The 19,600-nt window shown below is 49.2% G+C and carries 12 protein-coding genes; 2 read left to right on the top strand and 10 right to left on the bottom strand.

The features are described 5' to 3' along the window. Window positions 1-140 precede the first annotated feature (140 nt). The 10 genes from ACV7NC_RS00295 to ACV7NC_RS00340 form a co-directional block, all read right to left on the bottom strand. Window positions 141-716 (bottom strand): YfiR family protein, encoded by a 576-nt coding sequence (locus ACV7NC_RS00295; protein WP_458153410.1) that lies wholly within the window; start codon window positions 714-716, stop codon window positions 141-143. A gap of 22 nt (window positions 717-738) precedes the next feature. Then, entirely contained in the window at window positions 739-2,778 is a 2,040-nt protein-coding gene (locus tag ACV7NC_RS00300) for a TonB-dependent receptor plug domain-containing protein (protein ID WP_458153411.1), read from the bottom strand. A 68-nt stretch (window positions 2,779-2,846) separates the two neighbouring features. Then, window positions 2,847-4,925: a TonB-dependent receptor plug domain-containing protein gene (locus tag ACV7NC_RS00305; protein WP_458153412.1), complete on the bottom strand. Its 2,079-nt coding sequence runs from the start codon at window positions 4,923-4,925 to the stop codon at window positions 2,847-2,849. Between the two features lie 169 nt (window positions 4,926-5,094). After that, window positions 5,095-7,038: a GGDEF domain-containing response regulator gene (locus tag ACV7NC_RS00310; protein ID WP_458153413.1), complete on the bottom strand. Its 1,944-nt coding sequence runs from the start codon at window positions 7,036-7,038 to the stop codon at window positions 5,095-5,097. Further along, the gene (locus ACV7NC_RS00315; RefSeq protein ID WP_458153414.1) at window positions 7,025-9,145 is read right to left on the bottom strand and encodes a two-component system response regulator; all 2,121 of its coding nucleotides are present in this window, start codon (window positions 9,143-9,145) and stop codon (window positions 7,025-7,027) included. Before ACV7NC_RS00315 ends, ACV7NC_RS00310 begins: the two co-directional genes overlap by 14 nt. Then, window positions 9,142-11,904, bottom strand: coding sequence for a response regulator (locus tag ACV7NC_RS00320; RefSeq protein ID WP_458153416.1), 2,763 nt, complete (start codon window positions 11,902-11,904; stop codon window positions 9,142-9,144). Before ACV7NC_RS00320 ends, ACV7NC_RS00315 begins: the two co-directional genes overlap by 4 nt. Further along, window positions 11,904-12,485 carry a YfiR family protein gene (locus ACV7NC_RS00325; protein WP_458153417.1) on the bottom strand — a complete coding sequence of 194 codons (582 nt, stop codon included), beginning with the start codon at window positions 12,483-12,485 and terminating at the stop codon, window positions 11,904-11,906. Before ACV7NC_RS00325 ends, ACV7NC_RS00320 begins: the two co-directional genes overlap by 1 nt. Before the next feature lie 83 nt (window positions 12,486-12,568). Further along, entirely contained in the window at window positions 12,569-14,452 is a 1,884-nt protein-coding gene (locus tag ACV7NC_RS00330; RefSeq protein ID WP_458153418.1) for a TonB-dependent receptor plug domain-containing protein, read from the bottom strand. 399 nt (window positions 14,453-14,851) lie between these two features. After that, window positions 14,852-16,708, bottom strand: a complete 1,857-nt coding sequence (locus tag ACV7NC_RS00335; protein ID WP_458153419.1) for an ABC transporter ATP-binding protein — start codon at window positions 16,706-16,708, stop codon at window positions 14,852-14,854. Window positions 16,709-16,714: 6 nt separating this feature from the next. Then, window positions 16,715-17,950 (bottom strand): TraB/GumN family protein, encoded by a 1,236-nt coding sequence (locus ACV7NC_RS00340; protein WP_458153420.1) that lies wholly within the window; start codon window positions 17,948-17,950, stop codon window positions 16,715-16,717. Window positions 17,951-18,051: 101 nt separating this feature from the next. Here ACV7NC_RS00340 and ACV7NC_RS00345 point away from each other — a divergent pair, with 101 nt between their 5' ends. After that, window positions 18,052-18,741: an FxDxF family PEP-CTERM protein gene (locus tag ACV7NC_RS00345; protein ID WP_458153421.1), complete on the top strand. Its 690-nt coding sequence runs from the start codon at window positions 18,052-18,054 to the stop codon at window positions 18,739-18,741. 371 nt (window positions 18,742-19,112) lie between these two features. After that, window positions 19,113-19,562 (top strand): hypothetical protein, encoded by a 450-nt coding sequence (locus ACV7NC_RS00350; RefSeq protein ID WP_458153422.1) that lies wholly within the window; start codon window positions 19,113-19,115, stop codon window positions 19,560-19,562. Window positions 19,563-19,600: the final 38 nt, after the last annotated feature.

Here is a 19,600-nt window from a genome sequence, read left to right on the forward strand (position 1 = left end):
TCAATAATGGGAAATAGCTATCAAAAAGGGGATATTTCCAAGAAATCAGTTTGATACTTATCGAGACCTTTGCACGGCTACTACGCGGCATGATAATCGCGTTAAAAATTCGCGAAAAATGCTCATTTACTCCGTGTAAATTATTGATAGACCTTGGCTGCGAGTTGCAATAATTTCGAGCTGATATCCAATCCTGCTTTTCTCGCGATTCCCAGATTGATTTCAAAAACGACTTTTTCGTTCACCAGATTCATATTGATTGCGATACCTTTTGAGGTAGCATTGGGGCTGTCTGCCAATGTCAGAATCGGTTTGTCTGACAGATCGCGCATCAACTCCGCCAAGTCATTATTGACGGATTTGGCAAAGAAAATCGCCTGACATTGCGCCAATTGCTCCGGATTGCTGATTCGCGATACTTTAAGCGAACGCGTGCCTACCGCTTTGTTTTGCAGCTTATCGATTTCATGACCAAAATAATCTTCACCATATAAGCACAGATTTACTTCCGAATCAGCATCGCTTGGCCATTGCGTGAACGCAATGAAATTGTAAATAAAGGCTGCTTTGACTTGATACTCAAGGGCGTTATCCGCTCGGGCCGTTTCGTGAACAACCGGCAGGCCAAAACCTAACCACACGGTCAGCAGCAAGCGGCTAGCCCATCGATCGGCTAGTTTCGCTAAGTATTTATTGAGTCGGTTATCGATGCGCATATCGCTTTTACCGTATCCTCTATTAGAAACGCCACTGCACACCGGCAAAGACTCCTCGCGGAATCGCTGCTGGCACCAAAGGAATAAAGTCGGAAGTCAGTTCCCGGTGATGCTGGCTGAACAGGTTTTGGCCGACAACGAACAATTCAGTATTTTTTGCCGGTCTGTAGACCAGTTTGGCATCCATTGTGACGTAACTTGGAATCTGGTAAAAAGCGATTTCGCTGGTATAGCGCAACCACAAGTTCAGTTGTAGCCTTTCAGAAAAATCGTAGTTGGAGCGGACCGACAGTTGATGTTGAGGATTCGCTTTTTCGGATCCTCCGGTGGTCGGATTGGTGTTTTTGAGCAAGTTATTCGAAGAGAAATCGATATGGATAAAACTGTAACTGGTCTGGATACGCCAGTTTTCTAGCGGTCTCAGGTCGATCGATGTTTCCACGCCATACGTCAAAGCCGATCCTTGGTTGTTAATGAATACCGGTTGCAGCAATCGCAACGGCAAGCCGGTACTCAACGAAAATGCGCCGAAGGAAACATCGCGCAATTGACTGTAGTCGTTGGCGAAACCGGCGATATCGATGGAAGCTTGGGGAGAAAACTGATGCCGGTATCCCGCTTCGTAAGCAATCAGCTTTTCCGAATTGTATTGCCCGCTGCCGAGCAATGTGGCCGAGATCGGAAACGGCAAGCTGGATAATGCCAAACCAGTTGCGACCGGCAAGAAAGGCGTGATATCGATTTTGCTGTCATTTTCAGCACGCGATGGTGTGCGGACAGCGCGTGACACAGCTATCCATACCGAATTTTCCGGGTTTGGTGTCCACATCAGCCGTGCATTCGGCTGTATTTCCATGCCGGTAAAATCGTTGTGTTCAAACCGGCTGCCAATTGTGAACATCAGCCGATCCGGTATCAGCGTGATGTCATCGCGAATAAACGTACCAATTAAATGATTGGTCTGGTTACGTGGAGAGAACGTCAATAAAGGCGAATCAAATACCTTGTTATGATAAAGCCGGTAGTGCGCGCCCCAAGTGAGTTGATGGCGATCGAACAGCGGGAAGCGATATTGCAGATCGACGTCGAAACTTTCGGCGTCAAATTTGCCGATGGGTAAGAGCTGCGAATGGTGCCGGTCGTAATAGGTTTGCAGCATGATCGACGATTGCTCGGAAAAAGTCCGGTCCCAACGGAAACGGATATTACCGCCTTCGTTGTGTCCCCGCATCTGGCCGCCAGGGGATGCTGAAAGATATCGTGCGTCATAATCCAGCGTGCTGCCGTCGAAATTGGAGAAGACATCGCCTTGCAGTGTAAATTGATCGATACCGCGTTGATGATCGACGCGGAATCCGCCACGGGCGGAATGCCATTGATCGTTGGCATGCTCACCCGCCGATGCTTGCGTTTGTCCGCGGGAGAACCCTTTGGCGTAAACGCGGAAAGGCGTTTCATCATTGATTTTTCCGCCGTAGCGGGCGCCCGCAAAGCCGTGTTCAAAGCTTCCGCCGCCAGCGGTAAAGAGCGTACCTTGGGTATCGGCGGCTTTTTTGGTAATGATATTGATAACGCCATTAACCGCATTGGCGCCCCAGGAAGTCGCCGCCGGGCCGCGGATCACCTCGATCCGTTCGATGTCTTCCATCAGCGTATCCTGCTGTTCCCATAAAACACCGGAGAAAATCGGCGAGTAGACACTGCGACCATCCATCAGCACTTGCAATTTGTTGGCATATACGCCGTTAAAGCCGCGGATACTGACCGCCCATTTATCGGTACCGACACGTTCGACCTGTACACCGGGCGCCATACGTAACGCATCGGGGATGCTGGTGGCGCCGGAACGGCGGATGTCATCCTGGGTAATTACGAATACCGCTGATGCGACTTCCGTCAGTTTTTGCGGACGCCGGGAAACCGTCGTGACTTTGACGTTCATCAGTTCTTCGATGCTTAAATTCAAGAACTGGCCATCGGCGGATTTATTGCTGGCCAGTGCAAGTTTCATAAAGCATCCGAGGAAGCTGAAAACCGCCAGCGATAATACCCATTTATGCACGATAACCTGCTTCCGGACCAAGGGGCTGGATCTGTTGAATTGGTGGGGTGTATATCCGGTATTCATCGCTAAAACCGCCATTCCACGCCGGCATAAACGCCACGCGGGATATAAGTGGGAAACGAGGGAATAAAATCGGAAACAAACTCCCGGTGATTCTGGCTGAACAGGTTCTGGCCGACTACAAAAAGCTCAACGTTTTTTCTCGGCCGATACACTGCTTTTGCATCCATCGTGGTATAGCCAGGCAAGTGATAAAAGTCCACACTGCTGACGTAACGCAGCCAAAGGTTCAGTTGCAGCCGGTCGGAGAAATCGTAGTTCGAACGCGCTGAAATCTGATGCTGCGGGCTGACGGAATCGGCGCTGCCGGTGGTTGGATCGAATTGCCGTAATAACGAATCCGAATGAATATGCATCTTAATGAAGCTGTAACTACTCTGCAGCCGCCATTTCTCGTTTACCCGCCAATCAGCCGACGCCTCGACCCCATGCGTGTGTCCGGAACCTCTGTTGGTCAGCAGGATCGGCAGGATGAGATGTTGCGGAAAGCTTGATTGAAACGATAGCTGCTGAAGGTTCGGCGCTAGATCACGCAACTGACTGTAATCGTTATAGAAAGCGGCAATATCAACCGATGCGGTCGGTGAAAATTGATGCCGGTATCCAATTTCGTAAGCGAGCAATTTTTCAGCACTGAAATTGGTGCCGCCGGCTAACTGTGTCAATACCGGGAAAGGCAGCAAACCCGACAAGCCGGGTATGTCCCTTGCGCCTAAGGTTCTGGCATTAAAGAGAATATCGTTTTCCGCGCGCGAAGGGATGCGAACCGCACGGGAAACCGCCAGCCACAATGAATTCTTTTCATCCGGTGTGAACATGACGCGCGCATTCGGTTGAATCTCCCAGCCGGTGAAATCGTTGTGATCGAAACGGGAACCCAGTGTCAGTTTTAAATGTTCCGGGATCAGCGTGATGTCATCGCGAATGAAGGTGCTCACCATGTGATTGGTTTGCTGGCGCGGACTGAACGAAATCAGTTCGTTATCGAACACTTTGTTGTGGTACAAGCGGTAATTGGCACCCCAGGTCAGATCGTGCCGTTCAAACAATGGAAAACGATGCTGGAAATCGATATCGAAGCTTTCCGCTCTGAATAGAGAACTGGTGAGCAAGCGGTAGTCGACCCGGTCGTAATAGCTTTGCAGCATGATCGACGAACGGTCGGACAGGGTGCGATCCCAGCGGAAACGGATATTGCCGCCTTCGTTGTGGCCTCTGGCGGAATCCGCCTGGATGATCGGGGCGCTCAACTGTGTTTTATTCAGGTGATCGCCAAAAGCGTTATGAAAAATATCGCCTTGCAGCGTGAATTGATCGATACCGCTTGAATGATCGACGCGGAATCCGCCTCTGGCGGAATGCCATTGATCGTTGGCGCTTTCTCCCGTAACGGTTTTCATGTTGTCACGAGTAAACCCTTTGGCGTAGAAACGGTAGTAAGTATCTTCATTGATTTTTCCACCGTAGCGGGCGCCTACGAATCCGTGTTCGAAACTGCCGCCACCGGCAGAGAACAAAACGCCTTGCGTGTCGGCGGCTTTCTTGGTGATGATATTGATCACGCCATTCACGGCGTTGGCGCCCCAGACAGAAGCATTCGGCCCGCGGATGACTTCGATACGCTCGATATCCTCCATCATCGTGTCCTGCTGTTCCCACTGCACGCCGGCGAACAACGGATTGTAAACACTGCGGCCATCGATCAGCACTTGCAGCTTGTCGGCAAAACGGCCGTTGAAACCACGGATGCTGATGGCCCATTTGTCGGTGCCGATCCGGGCGACTTCGACGCCGGGCGCCATACGTAACGCTTCGGGAATACTGGTGGCGCCCGAGCGGCGGATATCGTCCTGGGTGATAACGAAGATGGCGGCAGGAACTTCTGAAAGTTTTTGCGAACGGCGGGCAGCGGAAGTCACTTGAATGTTCATCAATTCTTCGATACTGAGTTCCAAGAGCTGATTACCAGCCGGTTTTTTTCCTTGCGGCGACAACTTTTCTGCAGCCGCAATATTGCTTAGACTGCACACCACAATGGCGCTTAGCAATAATCTTTTGTTCAATCGCGATATCAGATCAAGCATTGTGGTAACAGATGCCGGGTTTCGGGTATGACCTATGGTGATTGGGCGGTAATTATTGAATTCAGACTGATTATTATCTGTCAGAACTTGCTATCTTACTTTGTCAGAAAGTTCCTGAAAACCTCAATTACCGCAGATTCAACCGCTTTTTTTAGCAATTTGACTGCATTCAGGAATTCTCTGCCGGTTTATTGTTGCTTGTAGGCGCTGCAATGAGTTTGTTGTTAAGCGACAGATAGACTCTGTTTCTTCCGGCATTCTTGGCGGCGTATAGTGCTTTATCGGCGGTGTTGACCAGGTGATCTTCACTGTGCATTCCCGGTTCTTTTAAAGCGACACCGATACTGACTGAGATTTGGATATTAATATTTTCAACGGTGATTTGCTGGTTATGGATATGTTGGCGCAGCCTTTCAGCAAATAGCACGGCGGACTTCGCATCGGTATTTCCCGGCTGGCACACGACTAAAAATTCTTCACCGCCCAAGCGGCAGAAAGTATCGCCTTTGCGGGCGGTTTTGCGGATGATTGCTGATACCGCGATGAGTACCTTGTCGCCGATCGCATGACCGTAACTGTCATTGATGACTTTAAAATGATCAATGTCGATCAGCATGATAGCCATCAATTGCCCGGTCCGGTTGGCGATACTCCAGGTTTCCGCCAGCGTTTCCATGCCGGAGCGGCGGTTCGGCAGCTCTGTCAGCATGTCGGTCAGCGCGAAGTGTTCCAATTTCCGGTTGGTGACCGCCAGCTCTGCGGCAAAGCGTTTAAGCTGCTCTCGATCGCGTTCCCAGGATTCTTGCAATTGGCGATAGTGCCAAGCCGCACGCAGTCTGGCGCGGAATGCGCGAATATGGATCGGCTTGGTGATGTAATCGTCGACACCGGCATCAAATGCCTTGATGACTTCTTCTTCGTCTTCGACGCTGGTCAGCATGATGATGTATAAATTCTGACCCCATTCGGTCACGCGCAATGCTTTAGTCAATTCCAGGCCGCTCATAACCGGCATGAGCCAATCGGTAATGACGATATGCGGCATGGATTCCATTGCCAACGAGAGTGCTTGCTGACCGTCGGAAGCAGAAAACACGGTGTGGCCGAGCACATTTGCAAGCAGCTCTTTGACCAATATGTGATTGGATGGATCGTCTTCTACCAACAGTACCCGTAAGGAAGACGCATTGGTCGCATTTTCCGGACGCGGCGCCGCAGCATTCATCATTTTAAGGAATGGGGGCGGTAATTCGACCACCGGCAGCTTGAGAATTGCCCGCCAGCCATGCCATTCTTTCATGATCTGATCGACAAAGGTGCCAAATGACTCGGTATCGAGTCCAATTTTTCCACCCAGCAGCAATAATTCGGGGATATGTTTGTTGCGCTCGGATTCTTCAACTAACCCGAAATCAGCGATCTGCTTGGCCAGGTTTAACAGATGCACGATTTGATAGGGGCGGGAGCCCTCTGAAAACCCTGATTCGGCGGGTGCTTCATGATAATAAACCGGTTCGACAAAAATTGCCGGAAAACCAAAATTCATCAGCATCGCTGCGGTAATCTGATTGTGATCGGTCTGCAGGAATTGTTGTTCCAATTGCACGATTGGTGCTTCGGGCGTTTGCTTTTTCAATAGCTCGGTATATTGTTCAGGGTAGATAGTGGCTAGCGCCAAGCAACCGATGCGTGCCATCAACCCGCAGGCGAACAATTCATCCGGTGCGGAAACCCGGTTTACTTTACCTAGTTCCTGCATGGCAATCGCCATTAATAACGAATGTGACCAGAATTCCTGATAGTCGAAGCCTTTGCAAGGACCTCCCTGAAATTGATCGATCAGGGAAAACCCCATCGCCAGTTGTTTAACAACGTTTAATCCCACATGCGGAATGGCTTCCATAACAGAAGAAATGGCACGGGTGCGCTGGTTGGTGGCATTGGCTTTCTGTATCAGGCGGCCGGACAGTACCGGATCCGTTTGGATAAGCTTGGCAATTTCATTGATAGTGACATCTTCCCGCCGGCACGCTTCGGTTAGCGCCAACGCCACCCCCTTGGGGCTTGGCAGCAGTTGGCTGATTTTAAGCTGGTTGATATCAGCGATCTTCATGGTGTATGTCATTAGGCTTCATTGGTTGGATCGACCAGCGTTTGTTGCTGGCACAGAGGATTTCAGTTTCTCCGATCGGTTTGCTGAAATAGAAACCCTGCAAAGTTTCACAGCCGAGATATTTCAGGACTTGCGCTTGTTCTATTGTTTCAATACCTTCGGCAGTGATTGCAAAGCCAAGGTTTTTCGATAGGGAAATAATGGCGCGGACGATGGCAAGATTGTCGTCGTCGTCCAGCAGGCCACGGATAAAACTTTGATCGACTTTCAAGCAGTTGATGGGCAGGCGCTTCAAATAATTCATGGAAGAATACCCTGTACCGAAATCGTCCAGCGCAATTTGAATATTGTGACTGCGCAACGTATGAAGCGTATTTAAGGTATTCTCATTATGCTCCATGAGTGCGCCTTCGGTAATTTCGAGGACTAATTTTTCCGGCGGGAAGTTTGTTTCCGCCAGGATATCCAATACCGATTTGACCAATCCGGGATTCTTGATTTGCAGCGGTGACAGGTTGACTGCGACTTCCAGGCAATGACCTTGTTGATGCCAGCGTGCAGCGTCACTGCATGCTGTGCGCAATACCCATTCTCCGATAGGGATAATTAAGCCGTTTTCTTCCGCTAACGGGATGAAATCGAGCGGCGAAATGGCGCCTTGCTTGGGGTGATTCCAGCGGATCAACGCTTCGACCGACTGGAAGCTTTCTGCGGCAACGTCGAATTGCGGCTGATATACCAGGAAAAATTCATTTTTTTGTAACGCATCGCGCAGGTCGTTTTCAAGATGCATGCGTTTTTCCGCCCGGAGCGTTAACGCGATATTGTAAAACTGGCAATTATCGCGGCCTTCATTTTTGGCATGATACATCGCAGTGTCGGCATGCTTCAGCAAAGTTTCGGCATCGTCGCCATCGTCCGGGTAAAGCGCGATACCAATACTTGCAGTGAGCACCACATCGCGGCTTTCGAGATGAAAGGGGCGGCGCATCGCTTCGCGGATTCGGTGCGCCAATATTAGCGCATCTTCCGCGCGATGAAGGTTCGGAATGACAACGGTAAATTCATCACCGCCAAGCCGGGCCAGCCTGACTTCCGATTGTTTCGGGTTGTTCCGCGATACGAAGTCGGATTGCCGCGTGCTGCTTTGCAACCGCTCGGCCGCCCATTGCAGCACCGTATCTCCGGTAGTGTGCCCCATGGTATCGTTGATACTTTTGAATCCATCGAGATCTAGGAAAAGGACTGCTAACTTATTGCCGGTATACTTGGCGCGGTTGATTTCTCCTTCAAGACGCTCCATAAAGGACTGACGATTGGGTAATCCGGTCAGGTTGTCAAAATACGCCAAATGAAAGATTTTGCTTTCGGAATCCTTGCGCTCAGTGATGTCGCGCACAAGGCAGAGCGTTTCCTTGGCGTCAATGGCAACAACGCGATTTTCATAATACCGGGTTTTACTGTCATTCAGCGTCAGCGGATATTCGAAAGGTTCAACGATGCCTTGATGGCGCGCCCGATCCGCCGCTTCTAGATAAAGTTTTGCAATATCTTCCGGCAGTGAATGGGTTAATGCGTTCTCCACATTTGCTTTGAGCCACGGTGTACTCTCGGAATGGCTGCAAATATCGATCACTTTGTCTTTTTCGTTCAAGATGAACATGGTATCGGGAATTGCGCTGAAAATCGCTTTATTGCGCGCGTTTGCAGCCTTGAGCGCAAGCATGTTCAAATAACCGCGCCGCAAATATAAAATTCGATAAGCGATCAAATTCCAATTGATCGGTTTAGCGATAAAATCGGTAGCGCCGGCTTCGAATGCGCGATTAATCGATTGCATGTCATCCATGCCCGTCACCATCATGATCGGTAATTCATTTCCAATCTTTGCCCGTAAATACGAACATACCTGATAGCCATCCATGCCGGGCATTTCAACGTCCAGCATGACCATATCCGCAGGATCTGCTTCAAACAGCCGTACCGCTTCTTCACCGTCGCAGGCCAACGTTACTTGGAATCCTGCTTTCAGCAAGGCGGCATGCATCAATAATCTGACCGTAGGATCATCATCGGCCAGTAAGATTCTAAAAGCTTCTATTGTCACGATTGATTGAGTATTTGCTTGATTTCGGTGGTTACGCCTTGGTATTGCAATTGCATGCTTTCCAGAAGCGTTCTGGCATGAGCGAGTTCTCCAGCCTTGGCATCCGCTTCTATCTGCTTGAAGATTGCAGATAAATCATCCGCGCCGACATTGCCTGAACTTGATTTTAATGCATGAGCGGATTGCCGCAAACTTTCCGCATCATCGTTGGCAATCGCTTGTTCAAGCTGGCGGACATAACTTTCCGCTGAATCCAGATAAGCTTGGAGAATCTTGTGCAATAGGCTATCGCTGCCCGATGGATCAAGCTCGCGAATCTGATTAAGACGTGTAAAATTGATCGTAGACATAGCGCTAACCTCATCGTATTTTTCAATTGATCCGGCTACTGACGCGCCCGTCTTATCCGCTTTTTCTTGAGACAGCCAAGCGGTTATTTTTTGTTGTAATTGCTCGATGGAATAAGGTTTGGAAAGAAAATCATTCATTCCGGCGTTCAAGCAAAGCGCTCTATCTTCTTCAGTGGCGTTGGCGGTTAATGCAATAATCGGGATGCCGCCATACTGCTTTCTGATCAACGAAGTCGCTTCCAAACCGTCCATGACTGGCATTTGGCAATCCATCAGAATAATATCGTACTGATTTTTTTCAACAAGATCAACAGCTTCTTTTCCATCGTTAGCAATGGTCGCGGTCATGCCAAGTTTTGATAACATGGCTTTGGCGACTTCCTGGTTTACCAGGTTATCCTCCGCGACCAACACTGCTCCGCTGATATGGGGCATTTCAGGTGACGGAGCAGTCCGCGCCGGAGCGACTTGTCCGGCAGCATTGTTCAGGTTACGGCTCATGACGTCGCGGATAATATCGAATAACTCTTTCTGGCGGATAGGCTTGTTGACGCAGCGCAAAATACCGACACTTTCTCTTTCGAGCTGCGTTGCATCGCTGTGAGTTGAAGTCAGCATCATCATGCGGGTTTTGCACAGCGCGGGGCGCGAATGGATTTCTCTGGCCAGTTCCAATCCATCCATTTTGGGCATGTGCATGTCGAGGATCACTAACTGGAATGGCTCATTTGTTTCCACTGCTTCGGTCATCAATCGCAGCGCTTGATCGGCGCCATCGGCGCATGCCGTATTGATATGCCAGTTTTGCAACTGAATCTTGAGAATTTCCCGATTGGTTTGATTGTCATCAACCACCAATACTTTGAGGCCGAGGAAATCGGCCATATTTGATGCTGTGCTATGCGCTAGCTTGGATTTCTCCAATTGCAAGTGGATCCAGAACTTGGAGCCTTGGCCTTGGGTGCTCTCAACCCGGATGCTACCTCCCATCAACTCCAGCAAGCGTTTGCAAATCGTCAAACCAAGCCCGGTTCCGCCATATTGGCGGGTAGTGGATCCGTCCGCTTGCGAGAAATGCTGGAAGATCTTTTCGTGATATTCGGGAGGTATGCCGATCCCGGTGTCTTCCACGCAGATGCTGATATTTGCCAGAGTCCCGGATTCCTCGGTCATTGTCGTACGGATGACCACTTCACCTTCGCTGGTGAATTTGATAGCGTTATTGACCAGATTGGCAATCACCTGACGCAACCGGAAAGAATCTCCCCGCACCATCAGAGCGGTATTCGGCGGGGTGAATTGCACGGCTAATTCCAGCCCTTTTTTATCAGCCGGTTGCGCGAACATTACGAGCGTATCTTCGATCATTTGGACCAGATCGAAATCGATGATTTCCAATTCCATGTGATCCGACTCGATCTTGGAGAAATCGAGAATGTCGTTGATGATGCTTAACAAGTGTTGACCGGAACCTTGCACGGTTTCGGCAAAGCGGCGCTGATCCTTGTCCAGAGCTGTGCCTAGTAATAACTCGGTCATTCCCAAAATACCGTTCATCGGCGTGCGGATTTCATGACTCATGGTTGCCAGAAATTCGCTTTTTGCTTTACTCGCAGCTTCCGCCGATTCTTTGGCGATTACCAGCTCTTCAGTTCTTCTCGCGACTTCATCTTCCAAATGATCGAGATGCAATTCCAGTTTGGCATCGCGTTCCTGGATCATTTCCAGCATATTGTTGAAACCGTAGGATAAGGTGTTCAATTCCACGATGGCACCGGGCTGTAACCGCGTGGAATAGTCCGCTTTGGTGGTGACATGCCCCATCACGCTGGAGAGCTCGTTGAGCGGATCCAACACCGAACGGTTCAACCGCTGCAGCCTTAAGTTAGCGATGAATAACGCCAGAGCCGCAGCCGCGCTGGTAACAATGATGTACCAAAGAATTTGCCAATATAGCGGGGACAGTGCTATTTCCAAATAGAGACTGCCCAGCAACTGATCGCTGAAATAAATAGGCTGATTGATCGTTAAGTGACTGATGCTGGTTGCAATGCTCTCGGTCAACGACATCAAGGTTTCAGGAAGCGGTTTATTCTCAGTCGAATATTGCACGAATTGGTTTTTTTCAACATTGTAAATCGCCGCAGCTTGTACGTCTGGCGTATTGTTGAGCGAGTGCAGTAATGTTCTGGCGGTATTGGTGTCCTGGAACATCAACGTCGCGACTGCATTCTCAGCCAGCAATTTCGCGGTGGAACGGCTGGTCTCGAGCAATGACAGATAACTGATAAAGAAGCTGCTGATAATAACCAAAGCTGCAACCAGCAACATCGCAGTGCCTTGGGTGGCATAGCTGATCTGCTGCAATTTGGCGCGCAAAGTCATAGCAGCAATTGTTGGAGACTCCATTATTGATGTACCTCACTGGCGAAACGTAGTAATTGAGAACTGAGATTAAGGCGATTTTTTCCAGCCATGGCGATGTTGGCTTCAAATGTAACCTTTCCTTCTTTGATGGCCATATTGAGCACTACGCCCCGGCGGCCAGCCCCAGGGCTGTCTGCAATGGTTAGTATCGGCATTCCTTGTAATTGTTTAATGATGTCATCAACGTCTTTTATGACGGATTGAGTGATAAAAACCATATGACAATCAGTAAGGTCTATGATATTTCTCGTGTATTTTATCAATATATCATGTTCGTTGATTTTTTTACCGTGCAGGTGCTGCAAGTTTTGACCAAAGGGGTCCTCACCATGAATACAAAGCGTTAGATTGCGATCCGGCGGATTCGGCCATGTTGTATACGCGGCAAAATTGTACAGAAAAGCCACTTTCAAACGGTATTCCGAAGGTTGTTCTTCGGCGTAAAGAAAAGAAGGGGTACACAACTGCAAGAGTAGAGAGAAAACCATTATTCGCCAATCAGTTAAGAATCCCTTCCTGGAATTTTGATGATCGGCAGCTACGATGCTTTTTCTTCTGGCCATGAAACGAGCAAATCTCAGATATCTGGCGATAACAGATCGGGTAGAAAATTTTTTGTCGTGGAACTTCCACATGCCCGGCAAACCTAGAAACGGTAATCCAAGCGGAAGCGCACGGTGCGTCCCGGCTGCCAGAAAGTGTTCTGCCAGTTAATGTCGGAAGCCGGATGCAGGTAATTTTCGTTAAACAGGTTATAGAAGCTTAATGAGGCCTCCAATCCTTTTATGCGCGGAACATCGGTTACCAGATTGAGATTGGACAGCACGTAGCTATCGGTATTCGAGCCATCGAGTGTTTTACGCTTGCCGAAGTATTGCAGTTCATAGCCTGCTCGCAGCCCGGTGATCAATGGAATGGGAATGGAAATATTGATTTTTCCGAGATGGTAGGGTGAATTAGGCAAGTGTGAATCTTGCTGATTCGCGCCCTGAATGCCATAGCTGCTGCGGAAACGCCCTCCCCAATCCCAGGTTTTGTCGAGCGACAGCTCCACGCCTCGGGCCTTTACTTTACCTTGTGATCGTTGATATTGCGTTAGTTTGCTCACCGGATCAATGCCTAACGCAATCAGGTTGTGCATATCCCATGCATAAGCCGTGGCCCGTAGATTCATGCTCGGCTGAGGGCGGTAATCGGTTATGAATTCCAAAGTATCTACCATCTCGGCGTGTAATCCCGGGTTGGCGACTTGAGAAATGTTGTCGCCGAAATCACGCTCGAAAGCATTCGGGGAACGGTGAGCGCGTCCATACAGCGCTTTAAATGTGGTTTTAGGCGTGGCTTGCCAAATCAACGCGCCGCGCGGACTTAACCGGCTGTTGATCCAAGTGTTGAAATCGTAGCGTAAACCCGCAGTAGCCGACAGCGTGTCGGTGATGCGCCATTCATCCTGGAGATAGACGCCTGCACGAACTACCGAGCTGTTGATCGATAAATTATTGTCGGGCGCATCGAAGTTTTGATAGGTTTGTTTGATGCTGGTATTGTTTTGATACTCGACGCCTAGCATTAAATTATGATTCGTGATGGCGGTGGAGAGTAATCGCACTTCTGCGCCATGCCAATTGCTGGGGCCAGTGGATAGAGTGCTTTGTCCCTCATAGATATACGCGGCATGATAATCGTATCGACCCAAAAATAGCCGGCCCATGACATTCAGCGTATTGTTGGCAAATTGCTCGTTATACTGAATCTGGGTATTGAGCCGCCGGTCTTGTTGAAATTGCCCGCCGGTCAAAGGATCGGAAAAATAAGCGCTGGTGGGGTCTTCTTTGTTGCGATTGCCGTAAATGAAATCGAACGAAAGCGGTCCTCGTGAGATACTGGTAAAAAATTGTTTAACGTGCTCGCCGTCCAGACGGCGTGCGAAACCGGAAAGCCCAGTATCACCGTAATCGAAAAAACGATCCGTACCGCGTGCCTGCAGTGCTGAGAAAGAAAATATCGCATCGATGCCATTATCGAATTTCTTTCCCATGGTGATTCGCTCTTGCGGCATGCTTTCTGCAGTTTGGTACGATGCCGACAGTTCGATGCCTTTTACATCGGAGCCTTTACGGGTAATGATGTTCACTACGCCCAGCATGGCATTTTGACCATAAACGGCGCTGCCGGGGCCCGGAATGAATTCGATGCGTTCGATCAAGTCGATATCGAGTGGAAAATCCCGGCCAATGGGGCCTTGATCATAAGTGGCATCGTTGATGCGATTGCCATTGATTGTAACCAGAACACGTGTTGTGAAATCACCCGGCAGGCCAAAACCTCTCACTCCCAAAAAATCGTACTGATAGTCATACGTTGTATAAATACCGGGAAGACTAGCCAATGCCTCGCCCAATGTGCGCCAGCCGTAAGTGCGGATATCGTTGCGTGTGATGACGCTCACTGCAGCCGCCACTTGTTGTTGTTTTTGCTCGTATTTTGAAGCACCGACGATACTGACATTCATCAGTTGTTCCAGGCTCATTTGTTCCAAGCTGGTTGCGAATGAAATTGCTGGAGCTTGTAACGCAAACAAGCAAAGATATAAGGATATTCTTACGCGGTTGAATGGTTGGTATTTCGATGTATCGGACACGATTAGCGGTTTAAATCTTTAGATGTCGCATTTAATCATGTCCGGCAGTTGGGTAAATTTTGGAAAATAGCGTATTAATTACTCTAATTTACAGAATGGTTTTAATGTTCAACTTGATGAGAATGCTACAGCGTCTGTTACGGTTATGTAGGAATCCGAAACAGATGATTTTCCTATTATGGATGTGACTGCGAGCGCACTGATCCACATAGTGGTTGCGATGCTGCACCTAAAAAACATCGTAACGGATTGTTCATACACAATTGGCTGAAGCCAGGTAGGGTGAAATCAAGGTTGCTCGTTTTCAAGCAATCCCAAAAAACCGCCGGATTGGTGGCTCCACAATTGCGCGTAAAGCTGGTTATTGGCGATGAGTTTTGCGTGGCTGCCTTGTTCGACGATGCGGCCTTTGTCGAACACGATCAGCCGGTCCATCGCGGCGATGGTCGATAGCCGGTGCGCGATCGCGATCACAGTTTTGCCTTCCATCAATTGGTACAGGTTCTGCTGGATACTGGATTCAACTTCGGAATCAAGCGCTGAGGTGGCTTCGTCCAGCACCAGGATCGGTGCGTTTTTCAACAGTACGCGTGCAATTGCAACGCGTTGCCGCTGGCCACCGGAGAGCGTCACGCCGCGTTCACCGGCATACGCATCGTAGCCGGTGCGGCCTTTGATGTCGCGTAATGCGAGGATGAATTCGTGCGCATGTGCTTGTTTGGCGGCGGCGATCATTTGCGCTTCAGTTGCATCGGGTCTTCCGAACAGAATATTGTCGCGGATCGAGCGATGCAATAGTGAAGTATCCTGCGTCACCATCGCGATGCTGCCCCGTAAACTGTCTTGGGTGACGTCGCGGATATCCTGTCCGTCGATGGTGATGCGGCCTTGTTGCGGGTCATAAAAACGCAACAGCAAACTGACAAGTGTTGATTTGCCGGCGCCCGAGCGCCCGACAATGCCGACTTTCTCACCGGCGGCGATTTGCAAATTGAGATTCTCGAAAATATGAAGCGGGTCGCGATGTTCCGAATGGTAGGAAAACGATACTTGATGGAATTCGATGGCGCCATGTTGGACGGTTATATCCTGAGCATTGGCGGTGTCGGTGACGAGCTGTGGCTTTGAGATGGTGTTGATACCATCCTGCACGGTGCCCATGTTTTCAAACAACATGTTGACTTCCCACATGATCCAATGCGACATGCCGGTTAACCGGATCGCCAGACTCATGACAATTGCAATCGCACCCGGGCTGATCCCGCCTTGCATCCAGATGGTAAGACCCAGCGCGCCGGTGGCAAATACCATCAGCATGTTGATGGTCCACACGGAGAAATTAAGACCTGTCGCCAGACGCATTTGCGGATAGACCGTTGCCATGAATTCTTCCATACCGGCTTTGACGTAAGCCGATTCCCGCTGGCTGCGGGAAAACAGTTTTAATGTTAGGATATTGGTATAACTGTCGACGATGCGGCCGGTCATCAATGCACGGGCATCGGCCTGTAAGGTGGAGATGCGTTTCAGTCGCGGTACGAAATAAAACAGGATACCAATGTATAACATCAACCAAACCAGCAATGGCACGCACAGTAACGGATCGGCGTTGATGATCAGAAACATCGTGGTGGTCAGATAGATGGTGACGAACAGCATCACGTCGAGCAGCTTTAATACCGTCTCACGTACAGCCAAGGCGGTTTGCATCACTTTGGTGGCGATCCGTCCGCTGAATTCGTGTTGAAAAAAGGCGTAACTTTGGCTGAGCAGGTAACGATGCGATAGCCAGCGCACCCGCATCGGAAAATTACCCATCAGCATCTGGTTGATCGCCAATGCGTGCAGTAACACCAACAATGGAATCCAGATCAGAATGAAAACCGACATGGCAAGAATGGTGGGCCATTCAGTTTCTAAGAAAGCATCGATTTTCTTTTCCGCCAGCCAATCCACCATTTGACCGACGATGCTATAGAGCATGGCTTCGCTGATCGCGAGCAAAGTGGTCAGGATTGCCAATACCACCAAGTGCGGCTCGATACCGCGAAGGTAATGGCGGCAAAACGGATAGAGCCCTTGCGGCGGTTCCGCCGGATGTTCCGGCGGATAAGGATCGATCAGGCGTTCGAAAAAGCCGAACATTATTGGCTAACCTGTGCTGAGTTGCTCAAATATTCTAAATCCGGCGACATAAGTGCCAATTGCGGAACCGAGCGTGGATAGAATAAAAATCAGCAGAATGCGGGTTACCTGATTGTTCCACCAACCCTTCAGAGTGGTTGTGTCCGAACGGAGCCGGTTAAAGTCACCAACTTGCGGTTTTCGGAGGTAGGTTTCAACAGCGGCTACGACCATGCCGGCGCCGATCGTTGGATTAAGGGATGTGAGCGGTGCTGCCAGAAAAGCGGTCAGAATGGATAATGGGTGCGCGAAAGCGATGGCTGCGCCGATTGCGGAGAGCCCGCCGTTAATTAAAACCCAATCAAGAACCATCGATGTTCCCAATTCAGGGCTGCGCATGAAACCAATGACGAATCCAGTCAGAATCAACGCGACGATCAGCCATGGAATCATCTTGAACCAGCGCGATGCTGGCGGGATAACGTCAAGTTGTGCGATTCTTTCATTTGGGTTGGCGATAGCATTCGTTTCAAGCTGCCGTGCCATGCCGTTTAAATGTCCGGCGCCCACCACAGCTAATATATGCTGATAGTTGTTTTCCCGGCATTCTTTGATGAGGCGCGCGGACATGTACTCATCGCGTTCACTGATCAGGGGTTGAAATAAATCTTTTTCGTTCTCAGCGAATTGCGAGAAAGAGCTTTCCAATACATCGCCTTCTTTCAGTTTTTCAATTTCCGCTTCGCTGAATTTTTCCTTGCTGATGACGCTGGCGATTAGTCCTGCAAACAAATTCATGCGTCTCCACCAAGGAACATTATGGTATATCCGTTTCATGGTGGTGCCAATTTCACGATCAATCAGCAGTACCGGCAAATGCGCTGTTTGCGCGTCTTTGATCGCTACACGCATTTCCGCGCCGGGTTCGATACCGAACTGTTCCGCCATACGTTGCTGGAATGCGCCCAGTGCGAGACTGGCCGCAACCATGCTGGCCTGGCCTTTTTTGATAACCTGGAATAAATCCATTTTGGCCATGGCGTCCGGATTGACGATGGCTCTGTGACGGCTGGGGCATAGTTCGACTGCGACCGCATCGTATTGTCCGGTGGCGATCAGTTCTTGCACTTTGTCGGCGCTGGCTTTCGAAACATGCGCGGTGCCTAGCAAGGTGATTTTGCACTCGTTAAGTTGAATCGTTTTGATCGGCTCGGCAGACTCTGCTGGGGAGTCAACCATGGTTGCTGCATTGGTTGTTGTCATTTTTTTATTAAAGAATTAAAAGGTTATAAATTTTCATATACTTTAGCGCGAAAGGGAGATTTTGCGGGAAAAATTCTTCTGGTGGCAAGAAAACGTTTTACATGAAACGTAATTATATATATCATTTCAAATGGGCTCGTCAGATTGTCATTGTTTTTTCATTCTACGTTGTTCGAAATCTGTTTGCTTATTCAAGAATACTAATAAACGCTTTAAGCAACATTTTATATATCTTTGGAGGTTCTAAAATGTTGAAATGCGGTTTTAAACTAAAAACAACGGCTATTGCATTAGCTTTAATGGCAGGTAGTGCCGCAAATGCAGCACCGGTTGTAATGGGGAATTGGGGAGATCATGATCCTGCGGAAATGGGCTTTTTCGCGTTGATCACCTCAGGAGCCACGCCGATCGATCATATCTATACATTCAGTGTGGCAACAGCGGTTAACGGACTATGGTCCAGTGTTTCCAACGATGCGCCGCCTGTATTCGATATCACAGGTGGTTTGGTGCAGTTGTGGTCAAGTGATGGCGATGCTGATTATGGCGGATCGGATCCCGGTGATAGTTTGGTTACATCACTGGCTTTTGATTCATCATCGGTCAATCAGACTTTTACCATTAATCCCGGGGATTATTATTATCAAGTAACGGGTAGTATCGACGGTTTATTGGGCGGCAGTTATTTACTGTCTTCTTCAGTGACTCCAGTTCCGGAACCTGAAATGTATGCGATGTTGTTGGCTGGTTTTGGTTTAATCGGCTTTTCTTTACGGCGTCGCGCAGTTTAATCCAGTTCGTATCTACCAGAAAACCACTGAGGGAAATACTCAGTGGTTTTTTTATTTCTTGCTGATAGCTAACTTCTTTTGGGCTGCTTCTGAGAGTACAATGTTGTGATGGCTTGTTCGTGCCTGGTCGCTTTCGAAGGGGAAGATGGCATGAGGCTATCCCGTTGCATTATCAGCTTTAATAGGTTAGTGAAAAACTATTTGGCGTTGCCACTGCGGTGTGTCAGTGAAGCTCAAAATTTTGTTTATTTTCGATACGCTGCGGTTTTTTCTTGTTTTTCGTTGCAGTGGCTCCTTCGGCAATGTGCTTCAACGACGAGTTGATGGAACCTGATAACGATTTGAATCAAACTAAAAAGGAAGTGGAAGCTATGTATAAACCCGTTACTTTGTTAGTGTTTGTGATCCCAATTCTAATGTCGCTGCCGGGTTGTGTGACTGCACCGGAAAATAGTTCTGCATCCTTTGTTTCGCCATCTCAGTTCCAAACTTACAGTTGCGAAGAGTTGTTGAAGGAAACCGAACGTATTCAAAGCAGAGTAAGCGAATTAATTGGCAAACCGGCGGATGCCGCGCCTGCCAAAGACAAATGGATTTTGGGAGCGGACTTGTCACTGTCGTGGGCAGCGTTGTTTGCGCTGGGCGGCACTAAAGAGCAAGAAGCGGAGTATCTTCAATTGAAAAGCGAATACGACGCGATTCAGCAATGGGCGGCTATCAAGCAATGCCCTGGCGTGATTCCTCCCGCAGAAAAGCCGCCGGAATTTGATCCCGATATGGTGGAGTCTGTCAGACCTGCGGCTGTTGCCGATCAGCGATGAAGCGTTCCGGGCGTGCCGGTTTGATGGCACGGTTGAAA

The organism is Nitrosomonas limosa (genome assembly GCF_054188085.1).